16 protein-coding genes and 1 pseudogene are annotated in these 16,323 nt (G+C 66.2%); 10 read left to right on the top strand and 7 right to left on the bottom strand.

Features of this window, described 5'->3' with window-relative positions:
- Nucleotides 1-209: 209 nt before the first annotated feature.
- Nucleotides 210-1,511: a 3-phosphoshikimate 1-carboxyvinyltransferase gene (gene aroA / locus C489_RS02295; protein WP_006429502.1), complete on the bottom strand. Its 1,302-nt coding sequence runs from the start codon at nt 1,509-1,511 to the stop codon at nt 210-212.
- A 78-nt stretch (nt 1,512-1,589) separates the two neighbouring features.
- Nucleotides 1,590-2,729: a LolA family protein gene (locus tag C489_RS02290; protein WP_006429501.1), complete on the bottom strand. Its 1,140-nt coding sequence runs from the start codon at nt 2,727-2,729 to the stop codon at nt 1,590-1,592.
- 100 nt (nt 2,730-2,829) lie between these two features.
- Here C489_RS02290 and C489_RS02285 point away from each other — a divergent pair, with 100 nt between their 5' ends.
- Together C489_RS02285 and C489_RS02280 are read left to right on the top strand one after the other, a co-directional pair.
- A complete protein-coding gene (locus C489_RS02285) occupies nt 2,830-4,026 on the top strand; it encodes a M24 family metallopeptidase (RefSeq protein WP_006429500.1) in 1,197 nt (398 codons plus the stop codon).
- Between the two features lie 182 nt (nt 4,027-4,208).
- Nucleotides 4,209-4,931, top strand: a complete 723-nt coding sequence (locus C489_RS02280; RefSeq protein WP_193364768.1) for a ZIP family metal transporter — start codon at nt 4,209-4,211, stop codon at nt 4,929-4,931.
- A 64-nt stretch (nt 4,932-4,995) separates the two neighbouring features.
- Here the strand turns inward: C489_RS02280 and C489_RS02275 are convergent, their stop codons facing one another.
- Nucleotides 4,996-6,015 (bottom strand): aldo/keto reductase, encoded by a 1,020-nt coding sequence (locus C489_RS02275; protein WP_006429498.1) that lies wholly within the window; start codon nt 6,013-6,015, stop codon nt 4,996-4,998.
- Between the two features lie 137 nt (nt 6,016-6,152).
- On the opposite strand from C489_RS02275, the gene C489_RS02270 reads away from it, so the two are divergent.
- A complete protein-coding gene (locus C489_RS02270; protein WP_006429497.1) occupies nt 6,153-7,781 on the top strand; it encodes a potassium channel family protein in 1,629 nt (542 codons plus the stop codon).
- Nucleotides 7,782-7,806: 25 nt separating this feature from the next.
- On the opposite strand, the gene C489_RS02265 is transcribed toward C489_RS02270, so the two are convergent.
- Nucleotides 7,807-8,763, bottom strand: coding sequence for a TIGR03557 family F420-dependent LLM class oxidoreductase (locus C489_RS02265; RefSeq protein ID WP_006429496.1), 957 nt, complete (start codon nt 8,761-8,763; stop codon nt 7,807-7,809).
- A gap of 284 nt (nt 8,764-9,047) precedes the next feature.
- Here C489_RS02265 and C489_RS02260 point away from each other — a divergent pair, with 284 nt between their 5' ends.
- The 5 genes from C489_RS02260 (at nt 9,048) to C489_RS02240 (ending at nt 13,071) form a co-directional block, all read left to right on the top strand.
- The gene (locus C489_RS02260) at nt 9,048-10,034 is read left to right on the top strand and encodes an ABC transporter ATP-binding protein (protein WP_006429495.1); all 987 of its coding nucleotides are present in this window, start codon (nt 9,048-9,050) and stop codon (nt 10,032-10,034) included.
- Nucleotides 10,031-10,804, top strand: coding sequence for an ABC transporter permease (locus C489_RS02255; protein ID WP_006429494.1), 774 nt, complete (start codon nt 10,031-10,033; stop codon nt 10,802-10,804). Before C489_RS02260 ends, C489_RS02255 begins: the two co-directional genes overlap by 4 nt.
- A gap of 87 nt (nt 10,805-10,891) precedes the next feature.
- Entirely contained in the window at nt 10,892-12,259 is a 1,368-nt protein-coding gene (gene truD / locus C489_RS02250) for a tRNA pseudouridine(13) synthase TruD (RefSeq protein ID WP_006429493.1), read from the top strand.
- A 145-nt stretch (nt 12,260-12,404) separates the two neighbouring features.
- Nucleotides 12,405-12,701, top strand: coding sequence for a hypothetical protein (locus C489_RS02245; protein WP_006429492.1), 297 nt, complete (start codon nt 12,405-12,407; stop codon nt 12,699-12,701).
- Nucleotides 12,702-12,744: 43 nt separating this feature from the next.
- Nucleotides 12,745-13,071 (top strand): hypothetical protein, encoded by a 327-nt coding sequence (locus C489_RS02240; protein WP_006429491.1) that lies wholly within the window; start codon nt 12,745-12,747, stop codon nt 13,069-13,071.
- A gap of 22 nt (nt 13,072-13,093) precedes the next feature.
- Here the strand turns inward: C489_RS02240 and C489_RS02235 are convergent.
- From C489_RS02235 to C489_RS02225, 3 genes and pseudogenes are all read right to left on the bottom strand, one after another.
- A pseudogene (locus tag C489_RS02235) lies at nt 13,094-13,447 on the bottom strand (hypothetical protein); the annotation flags it as partial.
- 98 nt (nt 13,448-13,545) lie between these two features.
- On the bottom strand, nt 13,546-14,763 hold the full coding sequence (locus C489_RS02230) for an RNA-guided endonuclease InsQ/TnpB family protein (protein WP_006429489.1): 1,218 nt from the start codon (nt 14,761-14,763) through the stop codon (nt 13,546-13,548).
- Between the two features lie 29 nt (nt 14,764-14,792).
- The gene (locus C489_RS02225; RefSeq protein WP_006429488.1) at nt 14,793-15,065 is read right to left on the bottom strand and encodes a hypothetical protein; all 273 of its coding nucleotides are present in this window, start codon (nt 15,063-15,065) and stop codon (nt 14,793-14,795) included.
- Nucleotides 15,066-15,313: 248 nt separating this feature from the next.
- On the opposite strand from C489_RS02225, the gene C489_RS22940 reads away from it, so the two are divergent.
- Together C489_RS22940 and surE are read left to right on the top strand one after the other, a co-directional pair.
- Nucleotides 15,314-15,616 carry a zinc ribbon domain-containing protein gene (locus C489_RS22940; protein WP_006429487.1) on the top strand — a complete coding sequence of 101 codons (303 nt, stop codon included), beginning with the start codon at nt 15,314-15,316 and terminating at the stop codon, nt 15,614-15,616.
- Between the two features lie 26 nt (nt 15,617-15,642).
- Nucleotides 15,643-16,323, top strand: a 681-nt coding sequence (gene surE, locus C489_RS02215) for a 5'/3'-nucleotidase SurE (protein WP_006429486.1), incomplete at its 3' end; no start/stop codon positions are given.

Raw genomic sequence — 16,323 nt, 5'->3', positions numbered from 1 at the left:
GAGATGTGTATAAGAGACAGCCTGTGCAGTTCTAACAGCGCTAACGATAACTGGCGTATTGCCTGACATTGTATGTCATCATTTTTCGGCGGCATAAATAACTGCTCCATCCGGTAAGGGATTCGGCGTTCGAGCGGAAGCCGAGAGCCCGCACGAGGAACTCGGCCGGCGGCGTTCCGGTTCCAGCCGCTCCCGTCAGCCCGTGACCGCTACTGTCCGTCGCGCTCGAGGGCGACGCCTAACTCCTCGAGCACGCCGAAGAAGCCGGGGAACGAGACGTCGACGTGGTCGGCACCTTCGATGGTGGTCTCGCCGTCGGCTGCGAGGCCGGCGAGTGCGAGCGCCATGATGATCCGGTGGTCGTCGCACCCGGAGACGGTCGCGCCTTCGAGGTCCGAGTCGCCGCCGTGAACCGTCAGCGAATCGCGCTCTTCGCTCGTCTCGACGCCCATCTTCCCGAGTTCCTCGGCCATCGCGCTGACGCGGTCGGTCTCCTTGTAGCGGACGTGTTCGGCGTTCGTAATCCTCGTCTCGCCGTCCGCGACCGCACCCAGCGTCGCGATCGTCGGCAGGAGGTCAGGCGTGTCCTCGACATCGACCTCGATGCCGGAGAGCGGGGCCGCCGAGACATCGATCGTTCCCTCGTCGCGGTCCCAGTCCACGTCGGCACCCATCCGCTCGACGATGTCGACGATGGCGCTGTCGCCCTGCGCGCTGGGGTGGGCTCCCTCGATGCGGACGCCGTCGCCGCCGTCGCCGGCGATCGCACCCGCCGCGAGCGGGTACGAGATCGACGAGAAGTCGCCGGGGACCGCGTACTCGCCGCCGGCGGGCGCGTACGATTGGCCGCCGTCGACGGCGAACCCGCTCTCCGTCTGCCGGGCCTCGACGCCGAAGTCCGCGAGCACCTCGAGCGTGATGTCGACGTAGGGCGCGGACTTGAGGTCCGTCTCGAGGTCGATTTCGATTCCCTCGTCGGTGACCGCACCGGCCATGAGCAGGGCGGTGATATACTGCGAGGACACGTCGCCGGGGATCGATACCTCACCGCCCGCGAGGGGGCCGGTGACGACCAACGGGGCCTGTCCGTTCCCGCGGGTGCTCTCGGCTGCGGCGTCGAGGGCGACAAGCGCCTCGAGCAGCGGCCCCTGGGGCCGCGAGCGCAGGGACTCGTCGCCGGTCAGGACCGTGGTCCCGTCGGCCAGCGCCGCCGCGGCGGTGACGAGTCGCATGGTCGTCCCGCTGTTCGCACAGTCGATGATGTCCGCCGGCACGCTGGGGCGGCCGCCGAAGCCGTCGACCTCGAGCGTGCCGTCCGCGGCTCGATCGACAGCGCCGCCGAACAGTTCGACCGCCCGCGCGGTCGCCTGCGTGTCTGCACTCCAGAGTGCGTCGCGGACGGTCGCGCCGTCGGCGTAGCCCGCCGCGAGGATCGCCCGGTGGGTGTAGCTCTTCGAGGGCGGTGCTCGAGCGGTCCCCTCGACACTCGAGGGCGTGATCGTGACGTTCATGCTCGCTCTGTGGAGTGGCCGCGCCTTACCGATACCGATCCCAGCAGTATCGACTCGAGACGAACCCGGACGGCCGCGTTACGGACAGCCGATCGAGGCCGCGATCTCCCGCAGCGGATCGTCCGTGACCAGACTCGAGACCTCGTAGCTCACGTCGCCGCAGTCCCAGAAGATGCTCTGAATCCGGCCGTCCCGGTAGTAGGCGGTTCGGCCGTCGATCTCGACCTCCTCGAGGAGAGACGGTTTGAACCGGGGCTCCTCGCGGACGACGATGAAGAGTTCGCGGGCGACGACGTTCGGATCGTCGTACCACAGCGTCGTCGTCGTCCCGCCGTACTTGTCAGCCCGCTCGACGACGGTGATTCGATCCGAGAGATACGCGCCGGGGAGATCCGAGTCCGGCAGGTCGTAGGGGACCGCGTCCTCGGCGTTCTCGATCGAGTCGAAGATCCCCGCCGGCTCCGACCCGTCGGTGACGACGTCGGCGTCGGCCGGCGGCTGGTAGGTGAACGTCTTCGGCTCGAGGTCCGCGTCGATCGCGAGGTCCTCGTACGTCACGGTCAGGTCGTAACGCGTCTCCTCGCCGTCGCGGACGGCGTTTCGTTCCTTGACCGGATACCGGTACTCGTCGTCGATCCAGAGCGTCCGCGAGACGTCTAAGTCCTCGAGATCGCCCGACGATAGCGGGACGGCGTAGGTCGTGTCGCCGACGACGAGATCGATCCGCCGCCCGGTCTCATCGAGTGGCGGCCGCGTCTCGACGACGTGGGCCTCGCGTCCGTCGACGGTCGCCGTCCCGCCGTAGCTGAGCCGGTACTCCGCGAGGAGACTCTCGAGTACCTGCAGCGTGCGATCGGCGTCGACTTTGCTCCCGTGAAACTGGACGTCTACCACGTCCGTCTGCGGATTGTACTCCCACGTGACCTCCCGGTTGGTCACGATAACCGAGTCGGCCGGTACGTCCGGATCGGTCGACTCGAGGACTTCGATCCGCTGTTTGGCCGGCGGCTCCCGTGCGACCCGCTCTGTGCGCTCGGCGGTGTCGTCCGGCGTTTGGACTGTCACGGTTCGCCGGGCCTCGAGGCTGGTCATGTGGCGGCGCGTCTCGATCGCATCCCGAACGAAATCAGCACTCGAGGGAGAGTCGTCGGCCGGCGAACTGACACAGCCGGCCAGCCCAATCGCGGCCCCCGCTGCCAGAATCCGGCGACGGTTCATATGCGGTGATTACCACCTCTATTGATAAGTTTGTGGGTTCGAATCGATCCGGCTGGCCGGGATCCCCGGGATTATGTGCGCCGGCGTCACAGATCCGTGCATGAACGTCGACGTAGACCTCGCCCCGCTTCGCGAGCGGTTCGCGGCCGAGGGCGGAGACGGCTATCTCATCGACGACGATGCCTCGGATTCGGACCAGCGGTACGTCTCCGGCTTTACCGCCCCGGACCCCTACCAGACGCTGGTGACCCGAGACAGGGTCCACCTGCTCGTCTCCGGCCTCGAGTACGGGCGGGCGAGCGCGGACGCCAACGCCGACTCGGTCACCCGGCGAGCCGCGTACGACTACCAGCACCTGGTCGCCGAACACGGCCAGTACGAGGGAAAAATTCGCATGCTCGCTGCCTTTCTCGAGGACCATGATGTCGAGTCGATCGCGGTCCCGCGGAACTTCCCGACGGGGACCGCGGACGGCTTCCGCGAGTTCGGTCTCGGCGTCACAGTCGAACGCGAGGGGGTCATCGCGACCATCCGCGCGACCAAAACCGACTGGGAAGTCGACCAGATCCGGGCGAGCCAGCGGGCCAACGAGGCCGCAATGGCGAGAGCCGAGGAGCTGATCGCGACCGCCGAGATCGAGGACGGCATCCTCGTCCGCGACGGCGAGCCGCTCACCAGCGAGCGCGTCACGGAGGAAATCGAGGTCACCCTGTTGCGCCACGGCTGTGGGTTAGACGAGACCATCGTCGCCTGCGGAGCCGACGGCGCGGACCCCCACGACCGCGGCAGCGGCCCGCTCGAGCCCGACGAACTGATCGTGATCGACATCTTCCCGCGGGACAAGGAGACGGGCTACTTCGCGGACATGACCCGCACGTTCGCCCGCGGCGACCCCGGCGAGGAGGCCCGCAGGCGCTACGAGGTCACCCACGAAGCGTACGAGGCCGCCCTCGAGACCGTCGAAGCCGGCGTGACCGGAGCCACCGTCCACGGCGCGGCCTGTGACGTGATCGAGGACGCGGGCTACGAGACCCTGCGGAGCGATCCGAACACCGAGACCGGTTTCATCCACAGCACGGGCCACGGCGTCGGCCTCGACATCCACGAGGAACCGAGCGTCTCGCCCGCCGGCGGCGACCTCGAGCCGGGCCACGTGATCTCGATCGAACCCGGCATCTACGATCCCGCGGTCGGCGGCGTCCGCATCGAGGACCTGATCGTCGTCACCGAGGACGGCTACGAGAACCTGACCGACTACCGGATCGGGCTCGAGCCGACGGCCGGAACCCGCTCGTAGAGAACGCCTGTCCGCTCACGATTATTATTCCGGCATCAGTACTGAGACCACGGCGTCAACGAGCCAGACACCGTCCGAAGGCGTGTGAAGGGAGGATATCGTGTCCGTAGCCGAGGGTATTTCCCCACCCCGAATGTGACGGCGAGTACATTCACCCGGTTCGAGGTAGAATCACCAGTAGAATGGCCGGAACTCTAGTGCAAGCGCTTTCGTACACGATGTTGGCGGTCGTCGCCGCGCTCGTCGGGGGGATCGCGGCGATCTACCGGACGCCGGGACCGCAAATGGAGAGCAACGTCCAGCACTTCGCGGCCGGCGTCGTGTTCGCCGCCGTCGCCGCCGAACTCCTCCCGGACGTCCATACGCGGGCTCCGGCTGTGGTCGTCGTCGGATTCGCGATCGGCGTCGCCACCATGCTCGGCATCCATCGACTCAGCAAGTACGTCGAAAAGCGGGGCATCGGCGGCAAGATGGCGGGTGCCGCTGGCCTGTTGATCACCGTGAGCATCGACATGCTGATCGACGGCGTCCTGATCGGCGTGACGTTCCTGGCGGAGGCGGCCACCGGCGTTCTCATCGCAGTGGCACTCGCGATCGAAGTCCTCTTTCTCGGCGTCACCGGCGTCATCGCGCTCCCGGAAGGGACGAGTACGCCGAAGAAACTCGCCGTCCCCGCCGGGTTCGGGGTGCTGCTGCTGAGCGGCGTGACTATCGGCGTCCTCGCGTTCGACGGCGTTACGGGCGCTCCGATCGCGCTTGTCCTCGCGTTCGGCTCCGCTGCCCTCCTCTACCTGGTGACCGAGGAACTCCTCGTCAAAGCCCAGAAAGTCCCGGAAACACCGACGTCGACGACGCTGTTCTTCGTCGGGTTTCTGCTCATCTTTCTCCTCGATATGCTGCACTGAGTTTCGGGAACTACCGCGGTCTCGTCTCGAGCCCTCGATCGACGAAAGCGCCTTCCGACCGAACTCAGCGATAGCCGCCGTCGGCCGGTCCGCGAGCCGCGTCGATCCGCTCGAACTGCTCGTCGCTCAACTCGAGGTCGACCGCGCCGACGTTTTCCTCGAGTTGGTCGGTCGTTCGCGCGCCGACGATCGGCACGCAGGTAACCTGGTCTTGTTCCATCAGCCAGCGGAGCGAGACCTGGGCGGGCGTCGCGTCGATCTCGTCGGCGACGGCTTCGACGGCCTCGAGGACCTCCCACGCGGTGTCGCTCGTGTAGCGGTCCTCGAACAGGTCGGTGAGACTGCCGCGAGCGCCGTCGGGCGCAATGACGGTCCCGTCGTCGGCCCGCTCGTACTTCCCGGTGAGGAAGCCGCCGGCCAGCGGCGAGTAGGGGCAGACGGCGATGTCCTGATCGGCACAGACGTCGAGGTAGTCGCTCACGTCGTCCGTATCGGCGGCGTTGAACATCGGCTGGGTCACGTCGAACCGCTCGAGGCCCTCGGCGTCGCTCGTCCACAGCGCCTTGGTGAGCTTCCAGGCGGCCATGCTCGAGGCCCCCAAGTAGTGGACCTTCCCTTCTCGGACGAGTTCGGTCAGCGTCTGCATCGTCTCCTCGATCGGGGTGTCCTCGTCCCAGCGGTGGATGTAGTACAGATCGAGGTAGTCCGTTCCCAGCCGCTCTAAGGTGCCCTCGATCTGGGCGCGGATGTGCTTGCGCCCGAGCCCGGAGTCGTTCGGTCCGGGTTCGCCCCGGCCGTCGAACGGGAAGTAGACCTTCGAGGCAACCACGAGGTCCTCGCGGTCGATATCGTCGCGGTCCGCGAGCCACTCACCGATCCAGCGCTCGCTTTTCCCGTTCGGATCGCCGTAGACGTTCGCGGTGTCGATGAAGTTGACGCCATGGTCCCAACAGGCGTCGAGGAGTTCGTGGGCCTCCTCGCGGTCGGTTTCGACCGTACCGTCGCTCTCCATGCCGAAGCGCCACGTGCCGAAACAGAGTTTCGAGACCGTCGTCCCCGTATTACCGAGTGTCGTGTACTCCATAGCAGGCGGTTCAGGAGCGAGGGTCAAAACGGGTTGGGAAGCGGCGAGGTGCTAGTCGGTCGCCGTCGTATCCTGTGCGAGGGTCCCGTTAGGAACCTTTCCGAAGCTACAAACCACTCGATAGTCACCTTCCGGTGATGAATCACTGGTGGCGGCGGATCGTCCTCTCCCTGGTCGCCGTTCTCGGTCTCGTCCTTGTCTACGCGTGGCTCTACCGACTGGGGATGGCCACGTTCGAGGGCGAAACGAGGACGTACGCGCAGGCGATCCAGACCGTCATCGAGACGCTCACGACGGCCGGCTTCGGCGGCGACGCGGACGACTGGCAGAGTACCCCGATGAACCTGATGGTGGTCGCGATGAACCTCTCGGGCGTCCTGCTCGTCTTCCTCGCCCTGCCGCTGATCGTCGTCCCGCTCTTTCAGCAGGCCCTCGAGGACCGGCCGCCGGAGTCGACCGACCTCACTGATCACGTCGTCATCTGCTCGTACACGCCCCGGTCGGACGTTCTCGCGGGGGAACTCGAGGCGGCGAACGTGCCCTACGTTTTCATCGACGACGACGCCGAACTCGTCGTCGACCTCAATAACAATGGCACGAACGCCATCTACGGCGAACTCGATCAGGCGGAAACCCTGCAAGCGGCAAACGCCGAGCAGGCGGACGCGCTCGTCACCGACATCGACGACGAGACCAACGCGATGGTCATCCTCACGGCGCGCGAGCTCTCGAGCGACCTCGAGATCGTGAGCGTCGTCGAGAACGACGAGGTCGCGAGCTATCACCGCTACGCCGGGGCCGACGAGATCGTCCGGCCGCGGCACGTGCTCGGACAGAGCCTCGCGGCGAAGGCGACGACGACAGTCTCGGCGGAACTTCGGGACACGATCGAACTCAGCGAGGACCTCGCGGTGACCGAACTGCTCGTCCAGGACAACAGTGACCTCGTCGGCCAGACGATTCCGGAGTCGGGTATCCGGGACCGGATGGGGATCACCGTCATCGGCGCGTGGTTCAACGGGGAGTTCGTCCCCGTTCCCGGCCCCGAGAACGTGATCGACGGCAACACGATCCTGCTCGTCGCGGGTCGCCGCGATGACCTCACGGAATTGAAATCGCGAACGGTATCTGCGCTTCGGCACAACCCGGATCGCGTCGTCGTCGGCGGCTACGGGGTCGTCGGACGGACCGCAGTCGAGACGCTGGCGTCCGGGGATGTGTCGACCTGTGTCATCGACCTCGCGGACGAGCCGGGGGTCGACATCGTCGGCGACGTCACCGACAAAATGGTCCTCGAGGCCGCCGATATCGAGGACTCCCAGTCGGTCATTCTCACGCTCGACGACGACGCGACGACGATCTACGCGACGCTGGTCCTCAAGCAGGTCGCCCCCGAGGTCGAGATCATCGCGCGAGCGAACGAGACCGAGAACATTCCGAAGTTCTACCGCGCCGGGGCCGAGTACGTCCTGTCGCTGTCGACGGTGACCGGTCGGATGCTCGGCTCCATCCTGATCGAGGACGAGGAGATCCTCACGCCGGAGACGCAGTTCGAACTCGTCCGAACGACCGCACCGGGGATCGCCGGCCGGAGTCTCGGCGACGTGGACCTGCGGGCCCGGACCGGCTGTACCGTTGTCGCGGCCGAGCGGAACGGGGACCTCCTGACCGACCTCGGACCGGAGTTCGTCGTCCGTCCCGACGACACGCTGATCGTCGCCGGGAGTGACGAGGCGATCAACCAGTTCGTTACGCTCGCCTGCTGAGACGGGCGGTCAATAACCGGCAGAGTCAGTCAAACGACGGCAACACGTCTTCCTCGTAGAGCTCGATCGCCTTCTCCTGTTCCTCGCCGATCTGGTGGACGTAGACGTGATCGTAGCCGGCGTCGATCGCCTGCTCGATGCTGTCGATGTGAGCCTGCGGGTCCGGGTCGGTGGTCGTGCCGGCCTCGGCGATGTCCTCCTTCTCGACCATCTGAGCAGCCTGCTCGAAATGGACCGGCGTCGGGAGTTCCTGCCCGAGTTCGCCCGGAATCGAGCCGTTTGGCCACTGCTCGAGGATCGTCTCGATGGCTTCGTCCTCGCTGTCGGCATAGCAGCCGTGGAGTTGCGTGTATTTCGGGCCCTCGCCGCCGGCGTCCTCGTAGGCCTCGACCGGCTCCGATTTGGGGCCGGAACACCAGAGCCCGTCGGTGGTCTCGGCGACCCACTCGGCCGTCTGCGGGCCGAACGCGCTCCCGATCATCGTCGGCTGCTCGTCGGGCACGGTGAAGAGTTTCGCGTTCTCGACCGTGTAGTGCTCGCCGTGGTGGCTCGTCGTCTCGCCGGTCCACAGCGAGCGCATCACGTCCATCGCCTCGTCCAACATCTCGAGGCGAACGTCGTGTTCGGGCCAGCGCTCGCCAGTGACGTGTTCGTTTAAGTTCTCGCCGGTGCCGACGCCGAAGGTAAACCGGTCGCCGAGCATCTCGTCGACGGTAGCGACCGCGTGGGCGACGTTGACCGGATGAATCCGAATCGTCGGACAGGTGACGCCGACGCCGACCTCGATCTCGTCGGTTACCGTCGCGATCCCGCCCAGCGTCGACCAGACGAACGGTGACTCGCCCTGCGCGGAAACCCACGGATGGAAGTGATCCGAAATCGAGAGGAAATCGAAGCCGGCCTCTTCCGCCTTGCGTGCGATGTCGACCAGTTCCTGCGGACCGAACTCCTCGCTCGAGAGGGTGTATCCGAGTTTGACCATTCTCGGCTCGCTACCACGAACCGGCCGGTAACGGTTGAGCCTGCGAGGGCAAGAGCGCGGGCGCGGTTCGGAGGTGCGCGGTTCGGAGATGCGCGGTTCGGAACGAGCAAAGCGAGTGAGAACCGCGATGCGAACGGTAATACCGTGAGCGAACGAAGCGAGTGAGAACCGCGGCGCGAACGGCGACGCCGTGAGCGGGATCCGTGTTCGAACGTGGACGACACCGTCTGTGAGTCCTTGCGAGAATCGAACCCCTTACCCACGATGCGCGGGAACCGCTCCGTATGGAAGCCGTAGTCGACGCGACGGACCTCGAGAAGCGCTACGGCGAGACGACGGCGCTCGCGGGGGCGTCGCTGTCCGTCGAGGCCGGTGAGGTCTTCGCGCTGATCGGCCCGAACGGGGCCGGCAAGACGACGCTCGTCCGCGCGCTGACGGGAACGACCGACCCGGACGAGGGGACGGCACGAATTCTCGGCGAGCCGCCGTCGGCCGTCGACCGCGACCTGCTCGGCGTGTTGCCACAGGAGTTCTCGCCACCGGCCCGGCTCAGCGCGCGTGAACTGCTGGCCTATTACGCGGGCCTCTACGACGACGCGCGAGATCCCGACAACGTGCTCGCAGATGTCGGCCTCGTCGACACCGGCGAGACGTGGTACGAGGACCTCTCGGGCGGCCAACAGCGGCGGGCCTGCGTCGGCTCCGCGCTGGTCAACGACCCCGATCTGCTCTTCCTCGACGAGCCGACGACCGGCATCGACCCCGCCGGTCGCCGCACCGTCTGGCGGCTGATCGAGGACCTCGCCGACGCCGGGACCACGGTGGTTCTGACCACCCACGACATGGCCGAGGCCGAACGCCTCGCCGACCGCGTCGGCCTGCTGGCCGACGGTCGCCTCGTCGCGCAGGGACCCCCGGAAGCGCTCGTCCGCGAGCACGGCGGCTCGAGCCGGCTCACGGTCGAAACGGCCGCCGATCCGGATGCCTTCGCCGACCTCGAGTACCCGGTCGAACGCCCGGAGCGCGGTCGGGGCCGCAATCCGGACAATGCCGTCGTCGTCCGGGACATCGACCCCGCCGCGATCGGCGCGGTGGTCGACTACCTCGAGGCGCGGGACATCGAGTACACCGAGCTCTCGTGGGCCGAACCCGACCTCGAGGACGTCTATCTCTCGCTGGCCGACACGGCCGAACGCGAGCGGACCGATCGTCTCGAGGGCGAGAACGAAGCCGACGACTCCGATCTCGCACGTGCGGGTGAGACGGCATGAGCCGGATGGGACGCGTCGGCGCAGAGACGAGCGCCGGGTGGCGGTCGTTCGTCCGCCGGCGGACAGCGGTCTTTTTCACCTTCTTCTTCCCGGTGATCCTGATCGTCATTTTCGGGGCGCTCATTCGCACGGACCCGACCGGCGAGGGGCTGTTCACGGAGCCGGCGGCGTACTACGTGCCGGGCTATCTGGCCGTCGTCGTCCTCTTTACGCCCTTATCGCGGATGGGCAGCGAGGTCGCGCGCCACCGCGAGGGCAGCCGCTTCGAGAAGCTCGCGACGACGCCGCTCTCCCGCGGCGAGTGGCTGCTCGCCCAGATCGTCGTCAACGCCGTCATCATCGGGCTGGCGAGCCTGCTCATCCTCGGGTTAGTGATCGTGCTGACCGGCGCGGAGATCGCGTTCTCGCCGTTTCTGGTGCCGTACATCCTCGTCGGCGTCGTCTGCTTCTGTAGCGTCGGCGCGATGCTCGGCAGCTTCACCGACTCCCAAGACGGCGCGGTCGCCGCCAGCAACGCGATCGGCCTTCCGCTACTCTTCCTCTCGGAGACGTTCATCTCGCTTTCCCAACTGCCCGGCTGGTTCGAACCGCTGGTGAATCTCTCGCCGCTGACCTACTTCGCGCGGGGCGTGCGGGCCGCGACCTACGCTGACGCGGGGACGCCCGCCGTCGCCGGCGTCGACCCCGTGCTCGCGAACCTCGGCATCCTCGCCGTTCTCGCGGTCATCGCCTTCGTGATCGGCGCATGGTCGATTCCGCGGACGGACTGACCGCGGGGTCGAGTCGAAGCGACGGGCAACTCGCCGCCGCGAGAACGAACCGATTTACGCCCGGCACTCGAATCGCCCGTCATCAGTATGCGCTCAGCCCACCCTACGGAGCAGGCCGTCGGTATGGACCACTACGTCAGCGAGACCGACGGCGTCGGCGGTCGCCTGCGCGAGGACGACGCGGACTTCCGGGTGCGCGAACTCGAGCGCTTCGACACCGAACCCGTCGACGCGCCGACGGACGCCTACCCCCACCTCGTCTTCCGGGCGACGCTGCGAGGGTGGGACACCAACGATTTCGCCTCGCGGCTCTCGGACGCGCTCGGGATCTCCCGCGAGCGAGTCAACTGGGCCGGGACGAAGGACAAGTACGCCGTGACCACCCAGCTGTTTTCGGTCTACGGTGCCGATCCCGCCGACCTGCCCGAGATCGACGGCGTCGAGATCGAGGTACTTGGCCGCGCGGGGCGGAACCTCGAGTTCGGCGACCTCGCGGGCAACGCGTTCGAACTGGTCGTCACCGATCCCGAACGACCCGACAACGCCGCGGCGATCACCGACGAACTGCGCGCGTTCGGGGGGCTCGAGAGCGGCGGTGGCGGGAGTGAGAGCAGCGAGTCCGCGACATCGATCGGCGTCCCCAACTTCTTCGGCCAGCAGCGCTTCGGGAGCCGCCGGCCGGTCACGCATAAAGTCGGGCTCGCGATCGCCCGCGACGACTGGGAGGGCGCGGTGATGGCCTACCTCGGGAACCCGACAGACGCCGAACCCGAGGGAACGCAGGAAGCCAGAGCCTTCGTCGAGGAGACGAGAGAGTGGCAGGAAGCCCTCGAGCGGGTGCCACATCGCCTGCGCTACGAGCGGTCGATGATCCACGCCCTCGCCGAGTACGACGGCGAGCCCGGTCCCGAGCAGTTCAGAGCGGCCCTCGAGCGGGTCCCCTCGAACCTCCAGCGGCTGTTCGTCCACGCGGCCCAGTCCTACGCGTTCAACCTGATGCTCTCCGAGCGCTTAGAGCGCGGGCTGCCCTTCGACCGGCCCGTCGCGGGCGACGTGGTCTGTTTCTCGGACACCGACGCTCCCGACGGGCTCGCACTGCCAGACACCGACCGGCTCCAGCGCGTCGACGAGCGCCGGGTCGACTCGGTGACCCGCCACTGCGAGCGCGGCCGGGCGTTCGTCACCGCGCCGCTGGTCGGCACCGAGACCGACCTCGCCGACGGTGAGCAGGGCGAGATCGAGCGGAGCGTTCTCGACGACCTCGGTCTCGAGCCCGCGGACTTCGGCCTTCCCGGCGAGTTCAATTCGACCGGCACCCGGCGGGCCATGCTCCTCCGGACGAATCTTGCGCTCGAGACCGAGCCGCTGACCCTCGAGTTCGCGCTGCCGAAGGGATCGTACGCGACGGTCGTCCTCCGGGAGTACCTGAAAGTCGATCCGGTCGATCTCGGCTGAGAGCAATGGGACTGACGCCAGTTTCCGGCGACCAGCACCGACGCGAGCGGCGACACGACACAATCTTTAGGTCGTTGTCACGAGTATCGACGCGACGAATGGACACCGCGACTCACCGCACGCCGAACCGAGTACTTTCTCGAGTATGATCGGCACGACCGGAGACCGCGAGATCGTCGACTGGCGGAAGACGACCGAGGACGGGGAGACGGTGTACGAAATCGAGTACGACGGCCCTGCGCCGACACTGACCGGGCGATCGAAGTCCCTGTTCGGCGCGAGCAGCGGCGGAACGGTCCCGGCCGGCGAGCAATACTACCAGCTTCCGGACGGCGAAGAAATCGCCGCGACCGAGGCGGCGTTCGAGGCCGACGGACACACGTTGCGGGTCCGTCGCCAGCGGTCGCTGGTGGCCCGTCTCAGGCGGTATCTGCCGTGGTGACAGGTACGACCAGTGTCGGCAACTCGCTGTCAGGATGGTACCTATGTTCGAACTAATCTCGATACTCATGTCGGCGCTGTACGTCATACAGGGGCTACTGGGCCTCTTCGAACAGCGGCTCTACACCGACACGCAGCGATCGCGCGCACCGCTGCTCTCGAGAGTCCACCTCCTCCTTTCGATCGCGATCACCGTCGTCGGCGTCGGCAGCGCGTTCTGGGTTCGCCTGCGCGGACTCCCGACGATCTGGTATCCGACGATCCTCTCGTGCGGGCTGTTCGTCCAGATCGTCGTTCAAGGACAGACGTATCGGGCGATGGGCGTCCCGCACAGCCCACTGATCGACCATGTGTCGGCACGCCTGCACTGACTGTCGCCTCGAGTCGTCCTTCTCAGAGGTAGGTTCGGAGAATCGCACCGAAGCCGGCAGCTCCGATACAGACCGCGAGGAGGCCGCCGATTCCGGTCACCGCGAGCGCCCCGCTGAGACACGCAGCGACCAGCAGCGGCTTCAGCCAGCCGTCGTTGCGACCGACCAGTCGGTCGGCGATGGCGAGGTAGGCGATCGCGCCGCCGATCGCCCACACCAGATACGCGACGAAGATGAGCGGGATGGCCAACAGGATGCCGATGATCGTGATGATCAGGAGCAGTATCACTAGGCCGAGCGCAAGCAGCGAGATGATCCCGTACGCGAAGGTTCCGACCGGGTCCTCGAGCACGTCCGCCATCATCCGCTCGGTAAATCGCCTCGGGATCAAGTGGTTCGAGAGACTTCGTCTCTCGTCATCACGGAAATCAAAGATTTCCGTACGACCCCGAGGCTTTCGCGTGGACTCCCGTTCTATGCCTCAACCGAGGCAGGGGGTACGTACTCCCCGCTCACGTTCACCGTCCCGCGATTCAAGCGCACATCTACGGGTGCGCCTCCATTGTCTGCGTTTTGCCGACGACGGAGATACTGCAAACCGATGTTCTTGGAAGCGTTGTAATCGGCGTGGTTCTCATACCCGCACTGCTGACACTCGAACGACTCTCTGTCACGGTTATCGTCGTGGGTAAACCCACACGTCGAACAACGCTTTGACGTATTGCGCGGGTCAACCTGTACGGCTTCGACACCGTGTTCTTCGGCCTTGTATTCGACGTACTCGTAGAGGCGTCGAAACGCCCAGACGTGTTGCCACGTCGCTCCGGGAATGTTCTCCCGAATGTGGGTCAAGTCCTCAAACACGATGTGCGAACAGTCGTTCTCGACGGCTTCCCCGATAAGTTCGTTCGCTACCGTGTGCAGGTGGATCTCGAACCGCCCGTCCTCCTTCTGTCCGACGCTTTCAATGTTTTCGTGGGCGTGACGGGACCCACACTGCTGGAGCGATCCACGACGCTTCTTGTACTCTCGACGCCAGTGGTTGAACTCGTCTGCCGACCAGAATCGGCCCGTCGAAGCAACGGCGAGATTGTTGACGCCCAAATCCACACCAAGGACTGTTCTGTGCTTGGATTTGGATTCCGACGGGGCCTCGTCTGCTTCGACTTTCCGCATTGAGGCGTGGAGATACCAGTCACCGTCGCGGTACTGCAAGTGCGCCATCCGAAACTCGAAGTCTTCGTCGGAGACGTATTTGGTCGGCGGTGTCTCCGAATCGTCGGGGAGGAGGTAGTCACACTCGACGCGCCCGTTCACGGTCGAAAGAGAAACGTGGTCGCGGTGGAACGTCGCGCTCCGCTTGTCGTAAACCGTACTGTCTGCCGAGAAGTGCGGTTGCGACGTGTTTTCACCACGTTCGAGACGCGAGACTCCGCTTTTGACGGCTTCGACCGCCCTGCGAATCCCTTTCTGGACGAGATTCGCGGTCAGGTCGGTTTCGTTGCGAAGTCGGTCGTAGAGGGCGCGTTCGGCTTTGGATTTCGAGGTGACGTGGTAGCCGTCGTCGCCATGCCAGCACCACTCACTCGCGGTGTTGGCGCAGTGTTTGAACTGCTCGACAGTCTCACGAAGGGAGGCGTCGGCTCCTTCGGGAGTGTCGAGTTTGATGACGGCGGTACGACGGTATTCCACTATATTTTCACAGATACAGAAAGTGCTAGTTATATGTTTGGGAGTTGGCCTGCCATCGTAGCGTGGTTTGTGTCATCGGTTGTCGACTTCCTCCCCAACCTCAAGGGTCGGGGCATCCGTCTCGTACCGCCTGTGAAGCCGGGGGCGACGGCGACCAAAATCGCGCCGACGACCAGCGTGGACAGGAACGCGCCGATCGCGCCCCCGAGGAGTCCGTTCGTCGTCCCGACGTCGACGTTGACGCCGGGGTCGGTCTGTGCGAGCAGCGAAGCGATCCGCGGCCAGTATTCGAAACCGATCATACGCCCCCTACGAACTACGGATACGTAAACCGGACTGTCACGACGCCCGTGGATTCGCTGACGGGATTTCGCCCGCTCGAGCCCTCTCGACTATGTACAAGCAAACGGCTGCAGCGGGAGATCGACGACCTCGTCGCGCGGGGCTGGACGATCGACGAAGAAACCCCCGACCGGGTCGTGATGGTCGACCGGGCGTTCGGCTCGGTGGGATCGCACGTGTTGGTCGCGCTCCTGACGGCTGGTTCTCGATGGGGGTCGGTAACGTCGTCTGGGGCGCGTACAACTACGTCTCGCGGTCACAGCGCCGGGTTCTGTGGGACGACGCCGTCGGCTGCCCGGTCTGCGGCGCGGACGTGCCGGCGTCCGCCGAGTACTGCCCGTCCTGTGGCGAGGGCCTCGAGTCCGCCGCCGAACGCGACCGGAGCGAGGGGGTCGCCTGTCCCGAGTGTGATGCAGTCGCCACTGCGGGGGCACGATTCTGTCCCGCCTGCGGAGCGACACTCGCGGGTGCGGACGGGACCGAACCCGTTGGGGACCGAACTGATACGTAGCTCGCCCGCGATCGGACAAACGAGCAATGGAACTGGATTCGGACCCCCACATCCTCCTGACGAATGACGACGGGATCGACGCGCCCGGGATCCGGGCGCTGCACGACGCGCTCTCGGCGGTCGGCACGGTCACGGTCGTCGCGCCCGACCGGAACCGGAGCGCGGTCGGCCGGTCGCTGTCCTACGGCCGGACGCGGTCGGCCGACGATGACGACGGCGCGCTGGACCTCGAGGCCGACTCGTTTACCTCGCTGGTCCCCCACGCGGACCACGACCTCGGCTACGCCGTCGACGGCACCCCCTGTGACTGCGCCATCGTCGGCGTCAAGGCCCTCGAGCCGGCTCCCGACATCGTCGTCTCGGGCTGTAACTCGGGGGCGAATCTCGGCGCGTACGTCTTCTCCCGGTCGGGGACCGTCAGCGCCGCGATGGAGGCCGCCTTCCTCGGGACGCCCTCGATCGCCGTCTCGATGGACACGCTCGGCCACGACGCGGACCTCGAGCCGGCGGACTTCGAACGAACCGGCGAAATCGCCGCGAAACTGGTCGACGGCGCGTCCGGGACCGGGCTGTTCGACCGCGTCGACTACCTGAACGTCAACGTGCCGCGGCCGGACCGCGAGCCGAACGGTGTCGAACTGACTCGGCCGACCGACGTCTACGAGATGGATGGAACCTTCGAGGACGGTCGGTTTCACCTGACCAAT

This window comes from Natrinema versiforme JCM 10478 (genome assembly GCF_000337195.1).
In the GTDB taxonomy this organism is placed as follows: Archaea; Halobacteriota; Halobacteria; order Halobacteriales; family Natrialbaceae; genus Natrinema; species Natrinema versiforme.
The sequence above is the reverse complement of the archived record's forward strand: the minus strand, read 5'-3'. Positions and strand labels throughout refer to the sequence as shown.

Coding starts and splice junctions, on each gene's coding strand:
- aroA (WP_006429502.1), bottom strand. CDS start 1,511: ATGAACGTCACGATCACGCCCTCGAGTGTCGAGGGGACCGCTCGAGCA.
- C489_RS02290 (WP_006429501.1), bottom strand. CDS start 2,729: ATGAACCGTCGCCGGATTCTGGCAGCGGGGGCCGCGATTGGGCTGGCC.
- C489_RS02285 (WP_006429500.1), top strand. CDS start 2,830: ATGAACGTCGACGTAGACCTCGCCCCGCTTCGCGAGCGGTTCGCGGCC.
- C489_RS02280 (WP_193364768.1), top strand. CDS start 4,209: ATGGCCGGAACTCTAGTGCAAGCGCTTTCGTACACGATGTTGGCGGTC.
- C489_RS02275 (WP_006429498.1), bottom strand. CDS start 6,015: ATGGAGTACACGACACTCGGTAATACGGGGACGACGGTCTCGAAACTC.
- C489_RS02270 (WP_006429497.1), top strand. CDS start 6,153: ATGAATCACTGGTGGCGGCGGATCGTCCTCTCCCTGGTCGCCGTTCTC.
- C489_RS02265 (WP_006429496.1), bottom strand. CDS start 8,763: ATGGTCAAACTCGGATACACCCTCTCGAGCGAGGAGTTCGGTCCGCAG.
- C489_RS02260 (WP_006429495.1), top strand. CDS start 9,048: ATGGAAGCCGTAGTCGACGCGACGGACCTCGAGAAGCGCTACGGCGAG.
- C489_RS02255 (WP_006429494.1), top strand. CDS start 10,031: ATGAGCCGGATGGGACGCGTCGGCGCAGAGACGAGCGCCGGGTGGCGG.
- truD (WP_006429493.1), top strand. CDS start 10,892: ATGCGCTCAGCCCACCCTACGGAGCAGGCCGTCGGTATGGACCACTAC.
- C489_RS02245 (WP_006429492.1), top strand. CDS start 12,405: ATGATCGGCACGACCGGAGACCGCGAGATCGTCGACTGGCGGAAGACG.
- C489_RS02240 (WP_006429491.1), top strand. CDS start 12,745: ATGTTCGAACTAATCTCGATACTCATGTCGGCGCTGTACGTCATACAG.
- C489_RS02225 (WP_006429488.1), bottom strand. CDS start 15,065: ATGATCGGTTTCGAATACTGGCCGCGGATCGCTTCGCTGCTCGCACAG.
- C489_RS22940 (WP_006429487.1), top strand. CDS start 15,314: ATGGGGGTCGGTAACGTCGTCTGGGGCGCGTACAACTACGTCTCGCGG.